The organism is Ancylobacter sp. 3268, from assembly GCF_031456575.1.
Taxonomy (GTDB): domain Bacteria; phylum Pseudomonadota; class Alphaproteobacteria; order Rhizobiales; family Xanthobacteraceae; genus Ancylobacter.
Genome location: NZ_JAVDUX010000017.1, coordinates 101771 through 121101, shown reverse-complemented (window position 1 = coordinate 121101; position 19331 = coordinate 101771). Strand labels below are relative to the sequence as shown.

16 protein-coding genes are annotated in these 19331 nt (G+C 64.3%); 2 read left to right on the top strand and 14 right to left on the bottom strand.

The features are described from left to right. Positions 1 to 4: 4 nt before the first annotated feature. The 12 genes from J2X65_RS21645 to J2X65_RS21590 form a co-directional block, all read right to left on the bottom strand. Positions 5 to 3631 carry an ABC transporter ATP-binding protein gene (locus tag J2X65_RS21645; RefSeq protein ID WP_310205655.1) on the bottom strand — a complete coding sequence of 1209 codons (3627 nt, stop codon included), beginning with the start codon at positions 3629 to 3631 and terminating at the stop codon, positions 5 to 7. 78 nt (positions 3632 to 3709) lie between these two features. Next, on the bottom strand, positions 3710 to 5158 hold the full coding sequence (locus tag J2X65_RS21640; protein WP_310205652.1) for an ATP-binding cassette domain-containing protein: 1449 nt from the start codon (positions 5156 to 5158) through the stop codon (positions 3710 to 3712). After that, a complete protein-coding gene (locus J2X65_RS21635) occupies positions 5159 to 6016 on the bottom strand; it encodes an ABC transporter permease (protein WP_310205649.1) in 858 nt (285 codons plus the stop codon). Then, a complete protein-coding gene (locus J2X65_RS21630; RefSeq protein ID WP_310205645.1) occupies positions 6013 to 6975 on the bottom strand; it encodes an ABC transporter permease in 963 nt (320 codons plus the stop codon). Before J2X65_RS21630 ends, J2X65_RS21635 begins: the two co-directional genes overlap by 4 nt. Before the next feature lie 2 nt (positions 6976 to 6977). Beyond that, positions 6978 to 8537 carry an ABC transporter substrate-binding protein gene (locus tag J2X65_RS21625; protein WP_310205642.1) on the bottom strand — a complete coding sequence of 520 codons (1560 nt, stop codon included), beginning with the start codon at positions 8535 to 8537 and terminating at the stop codon, positions 6978 to 6980. Between the two features lie 259 nt (positions 8538 to 8796). Then, positions 8797 to 9639: a MurR/RpiR family transcriptional regulator gene (locus J2X65_RS21620; RefSeq protein ID WP_310205639.1), complete on the bottom strand. Its 843-nt coding sequence runs from the start codon at positions 9637 to 9639 to the stop codon at positions 8797 to 8799. A gap of 579 nt (positions 9640 to 10218) precedes the next feature. Beyond that, complete coding sequence (locus J2X65_RS21615) at positions 10219 to 10911, bottom strand: amino acid ABC transporter permease (protein WP_310205636.1); 693 nt, start codon at positions 10909 to 10911, stop codon at positions 10219 to 10221. Beyond that, positions 10908 to 11681, bottom strand: coding sequence for an amino acid ABC transporter permease (locus J2X65_RS21610; RefSeq protein ID WP_310205633.1), 774 nt, complete (start codon positions 11679 to 11681; stop codon positions 10908 to 10910). Before J2X65_RS21610 ends, J2X65_RS21615 begins: the two co-directional genes overlap by 4 nt. A 59-nt stretch (positions 11682 to 11740) precedes the next feature. Beyond that, a complete protein-coding gene (locus tag J2X65_RS21605; RefSeq protein ID WP_404977777.1) occupies positions 11741 to 12622 on the bottom strand; it encodes an amino acid ABC transporter substrate-binding protein in 882 nt (293 codons plus the stop codon). A gap of 58 nt (positions 12623 to 12680) precedes the next feature. After that, complete coding sequence (locus tag J2X65_RS21600) at positions 12681 to 13847, bottom strand: aminotransferase class V-fold PLP-dependent enzyme (protein ID WP_310205627.1); 1167 nt, start codon at positions 13845 to 13847, stop codon at positions 12681 to 12683. Positions 13848 to 14159: 312 nt separating this feature from the next. After that, positions 14160 to 14945, bottom strand: coding sequence for an IclR family transcriptional regulator (locus J2X65_RS21595; protein WP_310205624.1), 786 nt, complete (start codon positions 14943 to 14945; stop codon positions 14160 to 14162). Between the two features lie 259 nt (positions 14946 to 15204). After that, positions 15205 to 15639, bottom strand: coding sequence for a helix-turn-helix domain-containing protein (locus J2X65_RS21590; RefSeq protein WP_310205621.1), 435 nt, complete (start codon positions 15637 to 15639; stop codon positions 15205 to 15207). Positions 15640 to 15732: 93 nt separating this feature from the next. Here J2X65_RS21590 and J2X65_RS21585 point away from each other — a divergent pair, with 93 nt between their 5' ends. Further along, a complete protein-coding gene (locus J2X65_RS21585) occupies positions 15733 to 16953 on the top strand; it encodes an MFS transporter (protein WP_310205618.1) in 1221 nt (406 codons plus the stop codon). 97 nt (positions 16954 to 17050) lie between these two features. Here the strand turns inward: J2X65_RS21585 and J2X65_RS21580 are convergent, their stop codons facing one another. Continuing rightward, positions 17051 to 17248 carry a hypothetical protein gene (locus J2X65_RS21580; RefSeq protein WP_310205694.1) on the bottom strand — a complete coding sequence of 66 codons (198 nt, stop codon included), beginning with the start codon at positions 17246 to 17248 and terminating at the stop codon, positions 17051 to 17053. Here J2X65_RS21580 and J2X65_RS21575 point away from each other — a divergent pair. Next, positions 17175 to 17408 (top strand): DUF3363 domain-containing protein, encoded by a 234-nt coding sequence (locus J2X65_RS21575; protein WP_310205686.1) that lies wholly within the window; start codon positions 17175 to 17177, stop codon positions 17406 to 17408. The genes J2X65_RS21580 and J2X65_RS21575 overlap by 74 nt on opposite strands. Before the next feature lie 339 nt (positions 17409 to 17747). On the opposite strand, the gene J2X65_RS21570 is transcribed toward J2X65_RS21575, so the two are convergent. After that, complete coding sequence (locus J2X65_RS21570) at positions 17748 to 19331, bottom strand: efflux transporter outer membrane subunit (RefSeq protein ID WP_310205615.1); 1584 nt, start codon at positions 19329 to 19331, stop codon at positions 17748 to 17750.

The following is a 19331-nucleotide window of genomic DNA, read 5'->3' as shown; positions in this document are numbered from 1 at the left end:
GTGGCTAGCAAGGGCACCTCTCATCTGATCCAGCAACTCCGTGTGATGGGCGCATATGTCCGATCGGGCCCGCCGCCTGATGCGCGACCAACCGGGCATAGAACCCTTGCCGTCGTATAAGGTCGTAATGGGTCCCCATCTCGACGATGCGTCCGTCATGCATCACCAGAATCGCATCGGCTGCCCTGATCGTGGAAAGGCGGTGCGCAATGATGATCGTCGTCCGATCGAGCATCAGCTGGTCGAGAGCAGCGCGCACATGCGCTTCGCTGGAGGCGTCGAGATGGGAGGTCGCCTCGTCGAGGATCAGGATGGGTGCGTTCTTGAGGAATGCCCTGGCGATCGAGATACGCTGCCGCTGCCCGCCCGAAAGCTGGACGCCCCGCTCGCCGACATGGGTATCAAAACCGTTCGGCAGCGAGGCTACGAAATCCGCCAACGCGGCCCGCTGAATGGCGAGGTCGAGCGCCTCCTGGGTCGCGTCAGGATGTGCAAGGCGAATGTTCTCCGCCAGGGTTGCGTTGAAGAGATAGGTGTCCTGGGCGACGAGCGCGATGTGCTGGCGCAGATCGTCGAGCGCGACGTCGCGCAAATCATGCCCGTCGATGGTGATGCACCCCTCCTGCGGATCCCAGAACCTCAACAACAGGTTGGCGATCGTTGACTTTCCCGCTCCGGATGACCCCACGAGGGCGATCCGCGCGCCTGCCGGCACATCGAGGTTTATGTGCTGAAGAACCCGGGGGCCTGCCGGATCATAGGCGAACGACACGTCGTGAAAGGCAAGCCGTGCGCCTCCCGCCGTTTCCGGCAGCAGCTCGGGTCCGTCGGTGACCGGGATGGGTTCGGCGTACACGGCGTGAATGCGCCGGGTAGAGGCAATCGAATCGGCAAGCTGTCTGGCCGCCTGGGCGAGTTCGGATACGGGGACGAATGCGGCAGAGGACAGCAGCGCGACGAGCGGCAGCCAGGCTGGGTCGAAGGCATGGGTGTTGATCAATAGCGCCGCTGTAGCCAGAACCGCCGCCGCACCAAGTGTGGCAACGGCTTCCTGCTTGGCAACCTGAAAGGACAGGTCGGCATTGAGGTCGACACGCGATCGCTGATAGGCGGCAATCTGATCCTGGAACACCGTTCGGCGTGCCTCAACGGCGCGGAAGGCAATGAGCTCACTCATGCCCTGCACCGTGTCGACCACGAAGGCGTTCAATCCGCCCAGTTGCGCGCGAGCCCGGCTTCCCAAGGCATCGACCCTTCGCCTGTCGAACACGGGCGCCAGCGTGGCATAGGCGAGGAATGGCAGCAGTACGAGCGCCGTGGGCCACGCGATGAGGGTCAGCGCCACCACAACGCTTACCGGCACCAGCAGCGCGACGATGGCGGGCGCCACGACATGGGCGAAGAAATACTCGACCGTTTCGACATCCTGTGTCCCAAGCGAAACGAGGTCGCCCGAGCGGCGCTTCAGGAGATAGGCCGGGGCGAGCTTGTCGAGAGCGCGGTAGAGATCGACCCGCATCTGCGCGAGCAGCCGGTAGGCCATGTCGTGCGACCGCCAGGACTCGTTCCATTGCAGGAAGGCGGCGAGCGGCACCAAAGCCGCCATCCCGGCAATATAGAAGCCGAAGGGAGAGCCTGTCTTGATGGAAGCCACGATCAGCGCGCTCAGCGTGCTGACGCCAATGAGGGCATAAACGCGTCCGACACCGGACGCGACCGTCAGGATGAGTTGCCGACGCCACGGCACGATGAGGCTGAACAGCGTCGCCAATGTCTGGAACGGACTCAGCCCGGCCGCAATCTTCTCACCTGCGGTCATCTGCGGCTTCACCGAAGCCTCGCTTTCGGCGACGGAGTGATTTTCGTGTGGCGCGGCGACCAGGTCGGCGCGGATCACACGGTCGCTGTGACCGAGTTCGACCTGTTCCGCCATCAGCTTTTTATAGGGCCCGTCGCGGCCGATCAGTTCGGCATGTGTGCCGCTGTCGGCGATGCGGCCGTCCGACATCACGATGATCCGGTGTGCGTCGATCACGCTCGAGAGCCGGTGGGCCAGCACGATTGTCGTTCGCGACCTCGCGAGATCGTCAAGTTCCGCCTGAATGAGGCTTTCGTTTTCGGCATCGACCGATGACAAGGCCTCATCAAGAATGAGGATCGGAGCGTCGCGCAGGATCGCGCGCGCGATCGCGATGCGCTGGCGCTGTCCACCCGACAGCCTCAATCCCCGCTCGCCAATGACGGTGCTGTACCCTTGCGGCAGGCGGGAGATGAAGCCATGCGCATTGGCGGCGCGTGCCGCGGCCTCGACTTGATCGCGCGTGGCGTCCGCACGGGCGATGCGGATGTTCTCCTCGACCGAGCCGTAGAAGAGATAGGTGTCCTGCTGCACGACCGCGATCTGGTCGCGGATGTGATCGGCCGACAACGTCGTGACATCGCGACCGCCGATCTGGATGGTTCCGGAATCGGGATCGTAGAAGCGCAGCAGCAGTTTCACGATCGTCGACTTGCCCGACCCGCTATAGCCGACGATGCCGATGCGCTCTCCCGCCCGGATCGCGAACGTGATGCCCCTAAGCGCCTCGCCTCGCTCATGGGAATAGCCAAACCGGACATCCTTGAAGGCAATCGATGCCGCGATGTCGGGCGTGGCAGGCGTCTCGAGCGGGGGCTTTGGCGGCTCCGCCTGCAGCAGGGCCTTGATGCCCGAAGCGGCGGCATTGGCCATCATACCTCGATGCAGCAGCGATCGCAGGTCACGCAGGGGACGAAAGACTTCTGTTCCAGCCATCAGTACGATCAACAGCGCCTCGATGGTCATCTGGCCATGGCTGACACGCCATGCGCCAAGCGAGATGGCTGCCGCCGCCCCGCCGGCGATGGCAAGGTCGGTGAGTGCGCGGCTCATCAGGCTGGCCTGCAGCACGAACAGGGTGCTTTCCGCCAGTTGCTGGGCCTTTTTGGCGAGCCGATCACCGAAGGCGGCGCTCTGGCCGAAGGCTTTCAGGGTCGGGAGGCCCTGAACGGCATCGAGGAAATCCTCGCCGAAGGCCTTGAACGAACGAACGCGCCGCAATGTCGATTCCTCGCCCATGCGCTTGAGCACCATAGGAAGAATCATGGCGAGCACAGCCGCTGCCGAAATCACGGCGGCTACGGGAATGTCCCAGACTGACAGGACAACAAACAGGAGCGCCGGCGCCATTACCGCGATCGCGACCTGGGGAAGGAACTGTCCGAAAAAGGTCTGCAACTGCTCGACCCCGTCGATGGTCGACAGGGCGATGCTGCCCGTACGATGCCGGGCCAGCCAGGCCGGTCCCAGCCGGACGATCTGGTCATAGATCTTGAGACGCAGGCGATCCTGGATGCAGGAGGCCGTGGCATGGGCGACCCGAGCCCTTGCGTACTCCAGGCCCATCCTCGCGAGGATCACAACCGCCAACGCCGTTGCAGCCTCGGCAAGCTCGGAAATGGCCGTGCCCTCGAAAAGACGGGCGATCATCCAGCCGAGCAGGATGAAGCGGGCAATACCCAGGGCCAGGGAGAGAAAACCGAGCAGGACGGCGGCGGCGATCCGGGTGCGAAACCCTTTGGTTGCCGCCCAGAGTTGAGCGTCGAAATGCATGGCTGTTCCGGTGAGATCGGTGATTGTAGTTAATACTACGTTCACTTCGCACTCAGGTCCATATTGTAGTACATACTACTATTGCGTGGTTGGCGCTTGAGGTGACCGCGTGACATCGCGCAGCCGCGCTGGAGCGGCGTCCTCCGCTTCCAGCAGCATGCGCCGGTCCGCGATCGCATTGGCCAGATCGAGGTCGTGAGTGATCAGCAGAACTGCCAGCTCATCGATGTCGGCTATTTCGCGGAGATGCCGGATGACCTGCTCTTGAACCGGCGGGTCAAGACGCGATGTCGGCTCGTCGGCGATGAGCATTTTCGGCTTGAGCGCCAGTATCCGGGCAAGCGCCAGGCGCTGCGCCTCGCCGCCGCTGATCTGATGCGGCCGTCGCTCAAGCATGTCATCGCGCAGGCCGAAGCGCTGCATAAGGACGGGCATCTGCCTGAGCGCGCTCTCGCCACCCGCGAGGTGCCGCATATCCTCAATGCTTCGTCCAATCGCCTGCCATGGCGAGAACACGCGGGTCGGGTCCTGATGCAGCTTCTGCAGCGCGGATCGGCCTTCGGCCGGCGGCCGGCGGACGATGCCCCCGAGCGGCCGTGTCAGCCCAAGCAGCGTTCGGCCGAGCGTCGTCTTTCCGATCCCGCTTCTGCCGAGCAGAGCGGTGATGTGACCGGCGTGGCAATGAAAGGTCAGTTCATCGGCCAGCACCGCGTCGTCGATGCCGATCCGCAGCCGTTCGGCCTCCACCGTCTTGCGGGTGTGCGATCGCTTATAGGCGCGCGCCGGCCAGCTTGACGGGTCGCTAGCCACATAGCGGCGGGCATAGTCCGTCGCCGGAGATGCCAGTACGCCTGCCGTCGGCCCGCTCTCGACAATCCTGCGTTCGTCGAGGAATGCCACCTGATCGGCGAGCGCTCGCACCAAGGCGATGTCGTGTGTGATCAGCAGGATGGCCCGGCCACTGGCGCGCAGCGTATCGAAGACGCCCGCGACGACATGGCGACGATCGGCATCCAGCCCCTTGGTCGGCTCATCGGCCAGGATGATGCCGGCACGGGTGACCGACGCGATCGCCGCCATCACCCGCTGCGCCATGCCGCCCGACAGTTCGAACGGCCGCTTGCGGTGATGGCGTGGATCGAGCTGCATCGCCGAAAGGGCGGCGCAGGCCTCCGCGCGGGACCGACGCCCTCGGATCTGCTCGGCGACCTGAGCGTCAGCGCGCAGAAGCGGCGCCAGGGCGTTCAGCGGCTCCTGCGGCAGCAGGAACAGGTCCTTCGACCAAAGGGAGCGCAAACCGTCGCGATCCGCCGCATCGAGGCTCCGGCCGTTGACAACGATCCGGCCGGATACCGACACCCCGCGGGGGATCAATCCCATGATGGCGCTGGCGATCAGGCTTTTGCCGCTTCCCGTCTCGCCCAGAACGGCGAGGATCTCGCCGGATGACACGCCGAGGGTGACGTTCTCGACGATCGTTCGGCCTTCCGTGGCGATTGTCAGATTGTCTACGACAAGTCTCTCCACTCAGGCGATCTCCTCGATCCCCTGATGCCGGGCACTGTAGTACTCGCCGATCACGGTGGCCGACAGAGTGCAGATCAGGATCGCGCCGGCGGGCGCCAGCACCATGTGGGGAGACGTGCGGAAATAGGTCATGGTGCCCGCGATCATCGAGCCCCATTCGGCATCAGGGGGCCGAAGTCCGAGGCCGAGGAAGCCGACGGACGAAATCGTCAGGACATTCGCGCCCACCGCGAGCGCGCCCAACGACGTCAGATACGGCATGATCGCCGGCATCACATGCGCGCGGAAGATGTAGCCAGGACGAAAGCCAAGCAGCCGCGAAGCCTCGACATGGTCCGCCGCCAGCTCTTTCGCCGCGATGGCCGCGGTGAGACGTGCGAAGCCGGGCCATTGCGACATCCACAGCCCGAACAGGATGGCCCCAATGCCCCCGCCCAGAAGGCCGGACACGAGGATGACGAACAACAGGCTTGGGCAGGCAATGATCACGTCGGAGAGCCGCATGACCACCTGCCGGACCCCCCCCCCGTGGAATGCCGAAAGGAATCCAAGCAACAGCCCTGTCGCCAATGAGGCCAGCACGCCGACGACGGCAATGCCCAGGGATATGCGCGCGCCGGCGACAAGGCGCGCCGCGATCGATCGGCCGAGGTCGTCGGCGCCCAGCACGTATGCAGCCGATGGCGGAGCATAGGCGGCGGCAAGATCCTGCCGGTTCGGGTTCGCCGTCAGGAGCCATGGTCCGAAGAGCGCGACCAGCAGCATGATTGCGAGCGGCAGAAAGCCGAAGACCGAGACAAAGCCCGGCGGCCACCGCCGTGCTCTGCCGGGCGACGATGCGAGCATCGGCTGCGTCATGGCCGGAGCCTCGGCGTGGACAGCCGAGGATCGAGCAGTTGCACCATGATGTCGCTGATGCCGTTTACGGCCACGACGGACACGCCGATCAGCAGCCCGGCGCCCATGGCCATTGGAATGTCGGCGGCCAGCACGCTGTCGATCAGTCGGGTCCCAAGGCCGTCGAGATTGAAGAGTACGTCGATAACGACGAGCCCGCCGATCGTGTGCGCCACGAGGGGCCCGAAATAGGCAACGATCGGCACCAGCGTCGGCCGGAGCGCATGGCCGAACACAATCCGCGGCCAGCTTTGCCCCTTGATCCGCCCGTAGGTCGGGTAAAAGTCCTGCAGCGTCCGCACGACGGCATTTCGCGCGACGCGCGAGAGATCCGGCAGCAGCGCCAGGGCGAGGGTGCAGGACGGAAGGATGGCATATCCGGGCAGATTGTTGCCCGCTGCCGGCAACCATCTGAGAGTGATGGCAAACAAGGTGATGAGCGCGATGCCGATGAGGAAGGACGGCACAGAGGACAGGATTGCGGAGGCGAAGAGGAAGGCTCGATCGAGGATCCGATCCTGCTGCATGCCAGCTGCGAAGCCGATGATGAGGCTCATGAACAGGGCAAGGCCGACACCGGCGACCGCTACGCCGGAGGTGGTTTGGAAGCTGCGCCAGACTTCTGGCATGACCGGGCGACCGCTGACCATGGAGCGTCCCAATTGCCCGGTCAGCGAGGATTCGATCCAGCGCAGATACTGAACCAGAACATTCTGGTCCATGCCGGTCGCGGCGCGCGCCTGATCCACCGTCTGCAACGAGATCCTCTCGCCATAGCGCGCCTCGGCGATCCGGAACGCCACGTCGCCCGGCGCCATCTGCACGGCAACGAACGCAAGAGTGGCGACGGCAAAGGCGACCCCCGCCGCTGCGATCAGATGCCCGATGAGGACGGCGCCAAGCCCGCGAAGGCGCCGCATGGTCAATCGGCCCACTTCACGCGGTCGATCCAGAAGCTCACTTCCAGAGCATCGACCGGGACACTGTCGAAATCCACGCGATTGGAAATCGAGACGTTGTAATCGTACCAGACCAGCGGCAGGACCGGCAGATCGCTGTTGGAAAGCGCTATCAGCTCGTCGCGCGCCGCGGCGCGATCCTCGTCCCTGGCCGCGGAAACATAGCGTTGGAGGGCGCTCTCAAGATCAGCGTTGTGGTAGTTTATGCCGCCCCAGACGGCCTGAGCCGAGGTTGCCTCGGCGTAGTCCCCCAGCAGGGTCGCCACCGGATCGGGCACCGCGGCGTAGTTCCTGCGGGTGAAGCCGAAGACGAAGCTGCCATTGGCGACGGATTCGAGAACAGGCGCCTGACTACCTTTCTCAAGAACGACCTCGATGCCGACCTCGGCAAGCTGGGCCTGAATTGCCTGAGCAAGGGGAGCCATTTCCGGCTGCTTGCCGACGAAGACAGGGAACGAGAAGCGCATGCCGTTCCGGACAACAACACCGTCCGGCCCCGGCACCCACCCGGCCGAGGCCAGAAGACGCTTGGCTTCCTCCAGGTTGCGCTCGATCGGTGGCAGCTTCGGGTCATGCCAGTCAGGGAGCGCCGGGGAGAAAAGCTGGTTGGCCGCGGCCTCAGGGTTCTTGAAAATGGCGGTAGCGATTCCCTTGCGATCGAGAGCGATGGAAACCGCCTTTCGCTCGGCCGGGTCATCGAAACGAACATCCTTGGCATTGTAGATCGGCCCGAGAATGCGAGCGGTCTGCACCGGCTTGATACGGACGCGGCCGCTCGCCGCGACGCGATCACGCAGCGCCTGCGGTAGCCCGAGCACGAGATCCACCTGCCCGGCCTCGGCCATGTTGGCGATCGTATCGGGCGAGGTAGTGCCGGTAAAATGAACACGGCCGATCCGTGCCGGTTCGCCCCAATAGTCGGGGAAAGACTCCAGATCGACCGAAGTCTTTCCCTCGATCTTGGCGACCCGGTACGGCCCGGTGCCGATGATCTGCGTCACCGAACCATCGGCAGCAAACGAAGATGGCGCAAGGATGATCGCCGGCCCGTCGGTGAAAAAATCCGGCACGAGACCGAACGGCCGGGTCAGCGTAATCTTTACCGCTCTCCCGTCGACGTCGACCGACGAGATCGGCAGTTGCGAGACCATCTCCGTATTGTTGCGCGACTTGCGCATCAGCTCGATGGCGTCCCGGACCCGCGCCGGGGTGAGTTCGGTTCCATCATGGAAGCGCACGCCGGAGCGAATGACGAAGGTCCAGACGAGGCCGTCATCGCTCACCGACCAGCTTTCCGCCAGTTCCGGAGCCAGCTTACCCGCGGGGGTGATCGTCACCAGCGTTTCGGCAACGCGCAATCGCCGGAAATGATAGCTGGTATCGGCTAGCGCGAGGCTTGTGATCTCGCGCGGCGACGTAATCTGCAGGATGCGCTGATCCTCGGCCCATGCCGATCGGCCCGTCGCAACAAGCGTGACGCCGAGGGCGAGGGAGGCAGTGAGGATCGCTCTTCTGGAAATCATGAGATGCTCCCCGGACTTAACTCGGGCATGCATGCGGCGCCAGAAGTGAGCCGCAGCCACGGAGGCAGGTCGCAGAGCCCGAACAGTTCCGATGAATATTAGTCGTAGTGATGACTACCATTCGTGACTGCCAGATTCAAGACAGGCCCTGAGCAACATCTCCTCTTGGCGCGTACAATAATATTTAGACTAAATCTAAAGAATGAATTTCTGCAGAGCAACCTTGATATGTAGTGTTTATTACATATCGAGGTTGCTCTCATTCGCCGCGCTGCAACTGCTCGCGGAGGCCGCTCAATCGCCGGGCTGCCGCCATGGAGCGCGCCGGGTCCTCTTTCGTGAGCGAGAGGACGATGGCCTCCAGCGTCAACAGGATCGTCCCGTAGAGCATCATGTTGCCCACCTCGGTCCGGGGAACCTCAAGGACGACATCGGCGCCGCGGGCCAGGCGGCCGTCCGGATTGTCGGTGAGGACGACAAGCCTGCCGCCGATCCGTTGAAGTTCGGTCTTGACCAGCAATGCCTCTTTGAGAGCGGTGCCATAGGCGATGAGGATGACGGCGTCATCGGGCTGAAGCCCCATGACCTGATCCGCGAAGGCGTGACCGGAATCTTTCAGCAGGAAGCACGATCGGCCGATGCGCGTCAGGTGCGTGGCGGCTTGCCACGCCAGCCCGCCCGGCGGCCCGCCGCCATAGAGGCCGATCCGCTTCGCCTGGTTCAGCAGGCTCACCGCGACCTCCAGATCCCGCGGCAGCGAGCGCTGCGACAGCAGGGTGAGCATGGGAGCATAGGCTTCGAGCACGAGATCAAGCGGCGCGCGTTCGCGCTCCTGCGAGAGGTGGCTGAGCGTGACGCCGACCTTTTCCACGGGAGTGCGGACACCCCGATCCAGCTTCTCCGCAATCACGGTCTTGAGGTGCGGCAAGCCATCGAACCCCAGCGACTGGATGGCACGGATCACGGTAGCGTCCGAGGCATCGATGACCGCGGCCAGATCCATGGCAGAGCTCACAAGGACGGCATTTGGATGCCGCTCGACGTGAGCAAGGAGCCTCTGCGCAGCGGCACTCAGCCGCTTTCCGTGGGGAATTTCGAGCATTCTACGACCCTGTGCGTTGGCTCGGCGAGGACGGCCGGCGCCACCACACTATACGATGCCCATGCCCGATAGCGTCCGTCGGCGGCCTTTCCCGGTTGCCCAAAGGAAATCAAGCTGGCACCGAGGCCATGGCCGAGCAAGCGGCCCGATGACGAGATACTTAACGGGGTGGAGGACGCCATTCCAACGGTCATGGCTGTTCAACCGGAGCGAAGAGGCCACGCAGAGAGGCGGCCTTCGCTGCAAAAAGCCGCGCAGTCGGTCGCTCTTCAGCGGCGGAAGCCACTGCCTCTTCGTGTCTGGTGGCGCTGTAGCCGATGGCTCGATCCGCGTCGTTCCACCGCTGCGGATGTATGCGCAACGCCTCCGCGACTTCGGCGCGTCGCGGGCAGAGCGACGGCACATCGGCCACAAGCTCATCGAACTGTCGCAGTGAGCTGATGCACAATGCAGACGTCAGCTCGGTTGAGCGCCCTGAAGCCTCCGTATTGTTTGCAGACGCCCTCCGGAAGGTTTGCGGTCTGCGACTGCGTCGAACTTTCGACGATCGGCGGGGAAACATGCTCATTCATAGCCGGCTTATCGGCTTGTATTGAGTTGGGTGCGGCGGCGCAGATGGGCGACCAACTGGGACGCTGCACCGCAGATGACGAGGTAGATGACCGCGACCGCCAGATACATCTCCACCAGCCGGCCATTGAGCTGCGCCACCTTGGACGCGGCGCCGACCAGATCGGTCAGCGAGAGCACGTAGACCAGCGAGGTGTCCTGAAACAGGATGATGGTCTGGCTGAGGATGATGGGGCTGGTCACCCGCACCACCTGCGGCAGGATGACAAAACGATAGGTCTTGTAGGTCGAGAGCGAAAGCGCCTGCGCGGCCTCGTACTGCCCCTTGCTCACCGAACGCAGGCCGACACGGATGATCTCCGAATAATAGGCGGCCTCGAACAGCGAGAAGGTGATGAACGCGGTCCATACCCCGCCGATCGGCATCGGGCGCCCGCCATTCAGCAGCGCACCGAGCATCAGCGGAACAAGAAAGAAGAACCAGAACAGCACCAGGATCAGTGGGATCGATCGTATCAGCACCACGTAGCCGCGCGCGAATGGTGCGCCGAACGGCACCTCCAGATGCTGCAGCAGCGCGAGACCGGTACCCAGCGCCATGCCGGCGGAAAACCCTACCGCCGTCAGCAGCAAGGAGAAGCGCAGCCCTTCCCAGAGATAAGGCAGGCTCTCATAGACGATGCTGAAATCGAGTTCGTTCATGACACGGCTTCTCCCGGCGCACGGCGCGTCGGCCACCGCCAGCCCTTCTTGCGGGGCGGAGCCGCGGTGCCGGGGATCTTCAGCTTCTCGTCGATCCCGTTCATCAGCCGATAGGCGGCGAGCGCCAGCAGGAGATAGATGATCGTCGCCGCGCCGAAGGCAGCGAAGGTCTGGAACGTCTCCTCGCTGATCTGGCGCGCCTGTGCGGTCAGTTCGAGCAGGCCGATCGCCAGCGCGACCGAGGTGTTCTTGTAGATGCCCATGACCTCGCTGGTCAGGCTCGGTACGATCAGGCGCAGCGCCTGTGGGACGAGCACCAGCCAGTAGGTCCGACGCTGGTTCAAGCCGAGCGCGGCGGCGGCTTCGCGCTGGCCTGCCGGCAGCGCCTCAAGGCCTGCCCTGACCTGCTCCGCAACGCGCGAGGCAGTGTAAAGCGACAGGCAGATGAGGGCGGGAAAGAAGGCCCCCCATGGCGGCGGCAATTGTTTGACCCAGTTCCCTGCTGCCGTCGGCAGCAGTTCCGGCATGACGAAGTACCAGAGGAACATCTGCACAAGGACGGGGATGTTGCGGAAAACCTCCACATAGCAACGGGCGAGGAAGGCAACCGTCCTGTTGTCGACCGTGCGGCCAATGCCGACCAGCACGCCGATGGCGAAGGCCAGCCACCAGCCGAAGAAGGCCAGGCTGAGCGTCCAGCCGAGACCGGATAGCAGCCAGACCAGATACATGCGCCCGTCCGAGCCCTGCTCGAAAAGCACGGTGAACATGGTGCACCTCTTTCATTCCCGCCCGAAGCGGCGCGGCAGGAACCGCGCCCCCGGGACGATCAGTAATCGACGAGATCGCTCGGCGCGGCGACGCGCTGCTTGAGAGCCTCGTTCATCGGGAAGTTCAGGTTCATGTTCTTGGGCGGAATCGGCGACACGAACCACTTGTCGTAAGTCGTAGTGAAGTCGCCCGAGGCCATCAGCCCGGCCAGAACCTGATCGACGGTCTTCTTGAATTCGGGATCGTCCTTGGAGAACATCAGCCCGTAAAAGGTCTTGGGATACGGATCCGACAGGAACACCAACGTCTCAGGATCACGCGACTGGGCCTTCAGACCGGCGAGCAGAATGTCGTCTTCCATGAAGGCGGCGGCGCGGCCGGAGGTCAGCATGAGGAAGGATTCCGCGTGATCCTTGGCCTGAACGATGTTGAGGCCGAGCCCTTCCTTCTGTGAAATGCCCTGGGCAATGCCTACCGCATTCGACCCCTGGGTGACGACGACTGTCTTGCCCTTCATGTCGGCCGCGGATTTGAGGCCGCTGGCTGCCATGGTGAGCCAGGCCGGCTGGCTGGCGAAGGTCGATACGCTGAACATCACCTGTTCCAGCCGCTTCTTGCTGCTGGACGTGCCGCCGCATTCGATATCGATGGTGCCGTTCTGGATGAGCGGAATGCGGTTCGACGAGTTCACCGGCACGAGATTGACGGTGATCTTCTCGCCGAGATCGGCCTCGAGCCGCTTCACGAGGCTTTTGCACAGGTCGAGCGAGAAGCCGATCGGCTTCTGGTCGGCGCCGAGATAGGAAAAAGGTATCGACGCCTCACGATAGCCGAGCGAGATCGATTTGCTGGACTTGATGCGATCGAGAGTCGGCCCCGCCTGCGCGGCGGACAACGAAAGCACCGTCACGGCAGCCGACAGAAACGCGGTCAGTTTCATCGTCATGGTTCCCTCTGGTTGTTTATAGGGGAGTGATGGGTTCCGGGCGGCGTAGCCGTCAGGCGGCCTTGGGCGAGCAACCCGAAGCGCTGCCGTGTTCCCGCAAGACATCGAGGAAGCGGTCGACATCCGACGCGGTGTTGAACATGCCGAAGGAGATGCGCAGGCCATCGCGTTCCGGCGACAGGCGCACACCCTTGTCCGCGAAGTAGTTCAGCCATTCATCGGCCGGCAGCGCCGCGACATAGATGTGCGGAGCACGGTGGTGGCGCTCTCGCGGCCCGACCAGCGCGACGCCGCACGCATCCAGCCCTGCGATCAGCCGGTCGCCGAGATCCAGGCAATGCGCGGCGATTTTCTCGACCCCGATCGAGGCGATCAGGTCAAGCGCGGCACCCAATGCGTGCGTTGCCGGCAGGTTGAAATTGCCGATCTCGAAGCGTCCCGCCGTGGCGGAGAGCTCAAGCTCGTCCGGCCGGGCAATGAAATCCGCCGGCGGATGGGCGAGGCTGATGGCCGCAAGGTAGGCCGGCTCAAGCTCGGTGCAGCAGCTGTCCCAATAAAGCAGCCCCAGACCCTGCGGCACCAGCAGGCCCTTATGTGTGCCCGCGCCGATAAATGTGGCGCCGACGCGCTTCACGTCAATCGGCACGACGCCGATACCCTGCATGATGTCGAGGACGTAATAGAGGGCTCGCTCCCTGCACAACCGGCCAACGCTTTCGATGTCGAAGCAGTGCCCGGCATGGAAGGTCACCTGCGACATCGAAATGGCGCGGGTATTGGCGTCGATGTACGGACGGAAGCTGTCGGCGTTCACGACCTCCGACATCGGCACGAAGCGGATCTCGACACCCTTTCGCGTCAGATTCAGGAAGGCATAGGCGTTGTTCGGGTGGTCGCCATGCAGCATGAGAACATTGTCGCCCGGCTTCAGCGGCAAGGCATTGGCGGCAATGTTCATGCTCTCGGAGGTGTTCTTGGTGAAGGCAATTTCCTGCGGCCCGGCGTTCAGCAGGGTGGCGACCTTGGCTCGCACGCCTTCCATGCGCTCGACCCAGATGGCCTTCGGGCCGGCGGTCTCATAGGCCTCTTCGATGAACACCTCGAGCGCCTGCCGCACCGGCGTCGACATCGGCGTCTGAAAGCCGGAGTCGAGATAGGTCATCTTCTCCGCGGCAGGAAATAGTTTCCTGACGGCCTCGACATCGTAGTGCTTGGTCATCTTCGTCTCCGATCGGCCGGCTTCTGGACCTCGAAGACCCCATCACCGCAGCGCCGCCATACGCCCGCTTCATCTCTCACCCCCGCGGGTGACCTGAGTTGCACAAATCCAGGCCGCACCAGAAGGTCGATCAAAAGATAGGCGAATGAGAGAGGCCGTCCATTGAAATATCATTTTACGGATTTATTTATTCCGATTTTTGAGAAATCTAATAAATGACCGCATGTCTCACGGCCTGAGGCCCGAAGGCCATCACCAAATATCCGAAAGTTCAGGGTTTTCAGGCGGAGCGGTCACCCGTGTTCGCGAGGCTTAGTCTTCAGCAAACTCGTCATCCGCCTGCAGGATAGTGTCTGACAGCAGGCGGGCCGCTCGCAGCAGGGGATCGCGAAATCGCTCCAGTTCCTCGAAGCTGACCCTGGCTACCGGCACCGAGACGCCGAGGCACGCAATGAGCGTGCCGTCGGGCGCCTTGATCGGTACGGCACAGCCGACGACGCCCTTGACGAACTCCTCATTGGTACGCGCCCAGCCTGCCACCCGCGTCTGTTCGAGAATGGTGAGCAGGTCATCCGGTTCGACCACGGTGCGCTCGGTGTGCCGTACCATGAGGAGCGAGCGGATCAGCTTTTCCCGCGCGCGGGCGGGCAGCATGCTCATGTAGATCTTGCCGGTCGACGTGCAGTAGAGCGGGGCGCTGTTGCCGGGATCAAACTGCAGGCCCTGCGGGACGGACGCACGCACGCTATCGACATAGACAACGAGATTGTCACGCACGATGCCGATCTCGCACTGTTCACCGATTTCGGCGGCGACATTTTGCAGGACGGCATGCCGGCGCGCCGACCGGAACGCGGAGCCGATGGTTTTCCCCGCGAGTACGACCAGCTTGTTGCCAACCATGTAACGCTTGGTTCCAGCCGCCCGCTGCAACATCCCGCGCGCTTCCAGATTTCCGATCAACCGATGTGCGGTCGGGAGAGGCAGGTTAAGATTCTTCGCAATCTCGGCAGCGGACACCGCCTTCAGTTGCCCCGCGACGAAATCCAGCACGGCGAAAGCGCGATCGAGTGGACCTTCAGTGCTGCCCAGCGACATCAGCGTGAATGACCTTGATGAGGATTCAACGACGGGCGTTGTCCGGAGAGCTAGCCTATGACGACGGCAGAGCGCAACGTGTCGAAGCGACCTATCCTCTATGCGAGCCCTCCCGGAAAATGCATGGAGGCCACACGCGGCGATGCACACGCCCAGAAGCGGACATGCCTGCATCTCCGCTTCTGGGCATCAACGAATTTTCAATATTGGCGTCTATGGCCCGCCAGCCGTCGCAGGCGCACGGAAACCTCTATGCCGGTCAGGCGCCCCTTTTCGGCTTTGCCATTTTCCCGCGCTGGCCGCTGCGTTTGCCCGCTATGTCCACCAGTCGGCGAAACGTCGGGCACTCCATGTGAGAGGGGGCCGGGCAATCGGCGACATGGCGGAGGGTGTCGCGCAGCGCCGTCAGCTCGCGGATTTTCCGGTCAATCTCTTCCGCCTTCGCGTGAAGTGTCGCGCGTGGCAGATCCGGCATACCGTTCCTGCCGAACATCCCAGCGATCTGGCCGAGCGAAAAGCCGGCCGATTTGCCCATTGAGATCAGCTTGAGCTGCAACAGCACCTCGGGGGCAAATTGCCGGCGCAATCCGTGCCGGGAGACTGAATAAATCAGCCCGGCTTCCTCGTAGTAGCGTAGTGCCGAGGGCGTGTTCCCGCTCTTTTCCGCAACCTCGCCAATATCCAGAAACTTCATGCTTGACCTCAAGTTGACTTGAAGTGGCAGCCTGCTCGCCAACGGCTCTCGAAGCAAGAGGACGCGGCAATGGGACTGGCACGATCAGGCGTAATGGAGAAAGCGCAAGCGGGAATCGCGGTCACGCTCGCGCTCGCGATGCTGTTGGCCGCCCTCGGCACGAGCATTGCCAATATCGCATTGCCGGCGCTTGCCGAGGCCTTCTCAGCCCCCTTCGCACAGGTGCAGGCGGTGGTCGTCGCCTATCTCGGGGCCCTGACGGTCTGCGTGGTGATCGCTGGTCGGCTCGGTGACCGTTGCGGATTGAAGCCCATGCTGGTGGCCGGCCTCGCCGTGTTCGCCGTCGCCTCAGTGCTGTGCGCGGTCGCGCCGAACCTGCCGCTGCTGATCGGGGCGCGGGCGCTTCAGGGGCTGGGCTCGGCCTTCCTGATGACGCTTGCCATGGCGCTGATGCGCCAGACCGCGAGCGAGGCGCGCGTCGGGCGAGCCATGGGCCTGCTCGGCACCGTGTCGGCGCTGGGCACCGCGCTTGGCCCCTCGCTGGGTGGGCTGCTAATCCCGGTGGCAGGATGGCGCGGCATCTTCTGGGTGCAGGTGCCATTGGCGGCTCTGGCCCTGATACTGGCGATCACCATGCTCCCGCCCGAGCCCGTCAAGGAGAGGGCACCGGCCGTCCGCCTGCGCTCCGTCATGAACCGGAACCTCGCACCAAACCTTCTGGTGAATATCGTCGTCGCCGCCGTCATGATGACGACACTGGTGGTCGGGCCCTTCTATCTCAGCGTCGGGCTTGGTCTGGGGGCGCCGCAGGTCGGCTTAGTCATGGCGGTCGGCCCTGTGATCTCCATCTTCAGCGGCGTTCCGTCCGGGAGGCTGGTGGATGCTTGGGGCAGCAATCGCATGCTCGCAGTGGGCCTGTCCCTACTGGCGACAGGCGCGCTTTTGCTGGCGTTTCTGCCGAACGGGATCGGTGTTGCGGGCTATGTGCTGTCCATCATCGTGCTGACGCCCGGTTATCAGCTGTTTCAGGCGGCCAACAACACCGCTGCGCTGGCCGACATCTCCAAGGACCGGCGCGGCACGATCTCCGGATTGCTCAGCCTGTCACGCAATATCGGCCTCATTGCCGGGGCGTCCGCCATGGGTGCCGTCTTCGCTTTCGGCGTGGGGACGGAGGAATTCGCGCGCGCGACGCCTTTGGCCATCGCCTCTGGGATGCGGCTGACCTTCCTGCTGGCTGGCGCCATGATGCTCGCCGCCATCGCGGTTACGATTGGGCATCGTCGTTCCGCTAGGCGCGGGCTTCATCGGTGACGACCTCCCGGCGCCCGAGCGCCACCAGTTCCTTTTGGTCAGCGCCGCCGCCATGGTGCCGATCATCAGCGCCGGCCGGCTCCATACGCGTCACCCCTCACGGTTTGGCATTGGTGACCTTCCCGAGCGCGGCATCGCCCATGATGCGCGAACCGCAGGTAAGGATTTCGCGGTCCGCACGCTCTCTGCCTCCGATCTCGACCAGCAATGTGCGTTTCGCCATGATCGACGATGGCGTTGGCTTCCAGCCGGTGCCCTGGCAGCCGGTACCGCAGAAGCAGATCGGCCGGCACATCTCCGGTGTCTTCCGCGATGAGCTCGAGTGGAGCCTCGGCCGACGCCGGGACTGGGGCTTTAGCTCGCGCTGCCCTGCAGCGGCGGGGCCTCCAGATCGGGACCGGCCCGAAGGCCGTTCCCGTTCGCCCCACTTCCCACGCGGCCACCTCCGGGCATGACGGCGCATGGTATCATAGCAGCCTTGGCATCCTGGGCTCACCGCGCTTCGCCCGGTAGGCACGAATGCACGCCGATTCACATTCATGACCGAGCTGGCCGCTCAGCCGCCCGCCCGCAAGATCCTTGCGGCAATGATTGACCTCGACCATGCGTTGAGCATCTCGGCGGTGGCGGAAGCCTTGAGAGGGCGCAGGCGCAGGACGTCGTCGAGAACCTCGGCGGCGCCATGTGCGGGGCCATCTCACCGGCCGGCCTACGCCAATCGAGACGGCGCTGGAAACATCCCGACGAGATCGCCTGGGCGTGGAAGGCCGGCCCCGCTGCGCCGTGCCGCGGCCTCAGTGCGCAAAGGCCTGGTCGACGCCCTGGTTCTCGCGGTCGCGCGGCTTCAGGCCGGTCTTGTCGAGGGAGACCAGCCGCGGCGCCATCTGCGTGTCCACCACCGCTGGCGTGCGGTCGTCCACCGTGCCCGTCCAGCCGCCGCCCAGCGCCTTGTTGAGCGCGATATAGTCGGTGGCGATGGCGACCCGGCTGGTAAGCACTGCGTCGTCGGCGGAATAGGCCGAGCGCTCGGCGTCCAGCACGTCGAGGAAACTCGACGAGCCGCTCTGATAGAGGGTGCGGGCGAGCGAGACGGCCTGCCGGTAAGAAGCGGCGGAGGAAGTGAGACTGCGGTACTTGATGCGTTCCTGCTGCAGGGAGACGCTGGCGTTCTCCACATCCTGCAGGGCTCCGAGCACGGCGGCGCGATAGGCCAGGAAATATTCGTCGCGCTGGGCCTGCGCGTAGTCCACCGCGGCTTTGAGCTGGCCGGCATTGAAGATCGGGATGCTCACGCTCGGCCCGAAGCTCCAGCTGATGCTTGAGCTCTTGCCGAGATCGCCGACCTTGGTGGACGAGGTCGAGACATCGCCGACCAGGCTGACATCGGGATAGCGCGCCGCCTCCGCCTGGCCAATCCTGGCGGTGTATTGCGCGTATTGGCGCTCGGCGAGCCGCACATCGGGGCGCGAGAGCAGCACGTTCGCCGGCACACCGCGGGGGACCGCCTTGACCGGCGTGGGAATGGGCGCGCTGCGCTTCATCTGGTCGTTGAGCGCGCTCGGCGGCTGGCCGAGCAGGATGGCGAGTTGATGGACGCTCTGCTGGTAGCTCGATTCAAGCTCGGGAATGTTGGCCTCGGTGCTCGCCGCCTGCCCTTCCGCATTGGCGACGTCGACGGCGGAGGCCGAGCCGACCTGCAGCTTGGTGCGGGTGAGTGCGGCGGTCTCGCGCTGGGAAGCGGCGGTGCGGCGGGCGAGCGCGGCGCGGGCCTGATAGCCGCGCGCCTCGACATAATAGGTCGCGACGTCGCCGATCAGGGTGAGCAGCGTGTTGCGCAGCGTCTCCTCGGCGGCATCGAGCCCGTAGGTTGCGGCCTCGGCGGCGCGGCGGTTCTCGCCGAACAGGTCGAGCTCCCAGCTCGCATTGGCACCGAGGGAGAACGAGTCATACGGACCCGCCACCGTCACTCCACCGGTGCTGGAGACGTTGCTGCCGTCGTCGGCACGGGTGTAGCTGCCCGAACCGGTGACCGAGGGAGCCAGCGCGCCGATGGCCTGCTGGCGGGTGGCGCGGGCCTGCCGCACGCGTGCCTTGGCGGTCGCGACGTCGAGATTGCCGGCCACCGCCTCGTCGATCAGCCGGTTCAGCGTCTTGTCGCCGAGCCGCTCCCACCAGCGGGCGAGTTCAGGCGGCCGGTTGGCCGGCTCCTCACCGTTCGCCATGACGGCCGGCGCCGCCGCGCCCCATTTGGCGGGCAGTTGCAGGGCCGGCGCGCTGTAGTCGGGGCCGACCGCACAGCCGCCGAGCAGCAGGGCGGCGAAGAGCGCGCATGTGAGGTGCGGAGCGCGCAGGGAGCGGGAAGCGGACGGGGTCGGCAT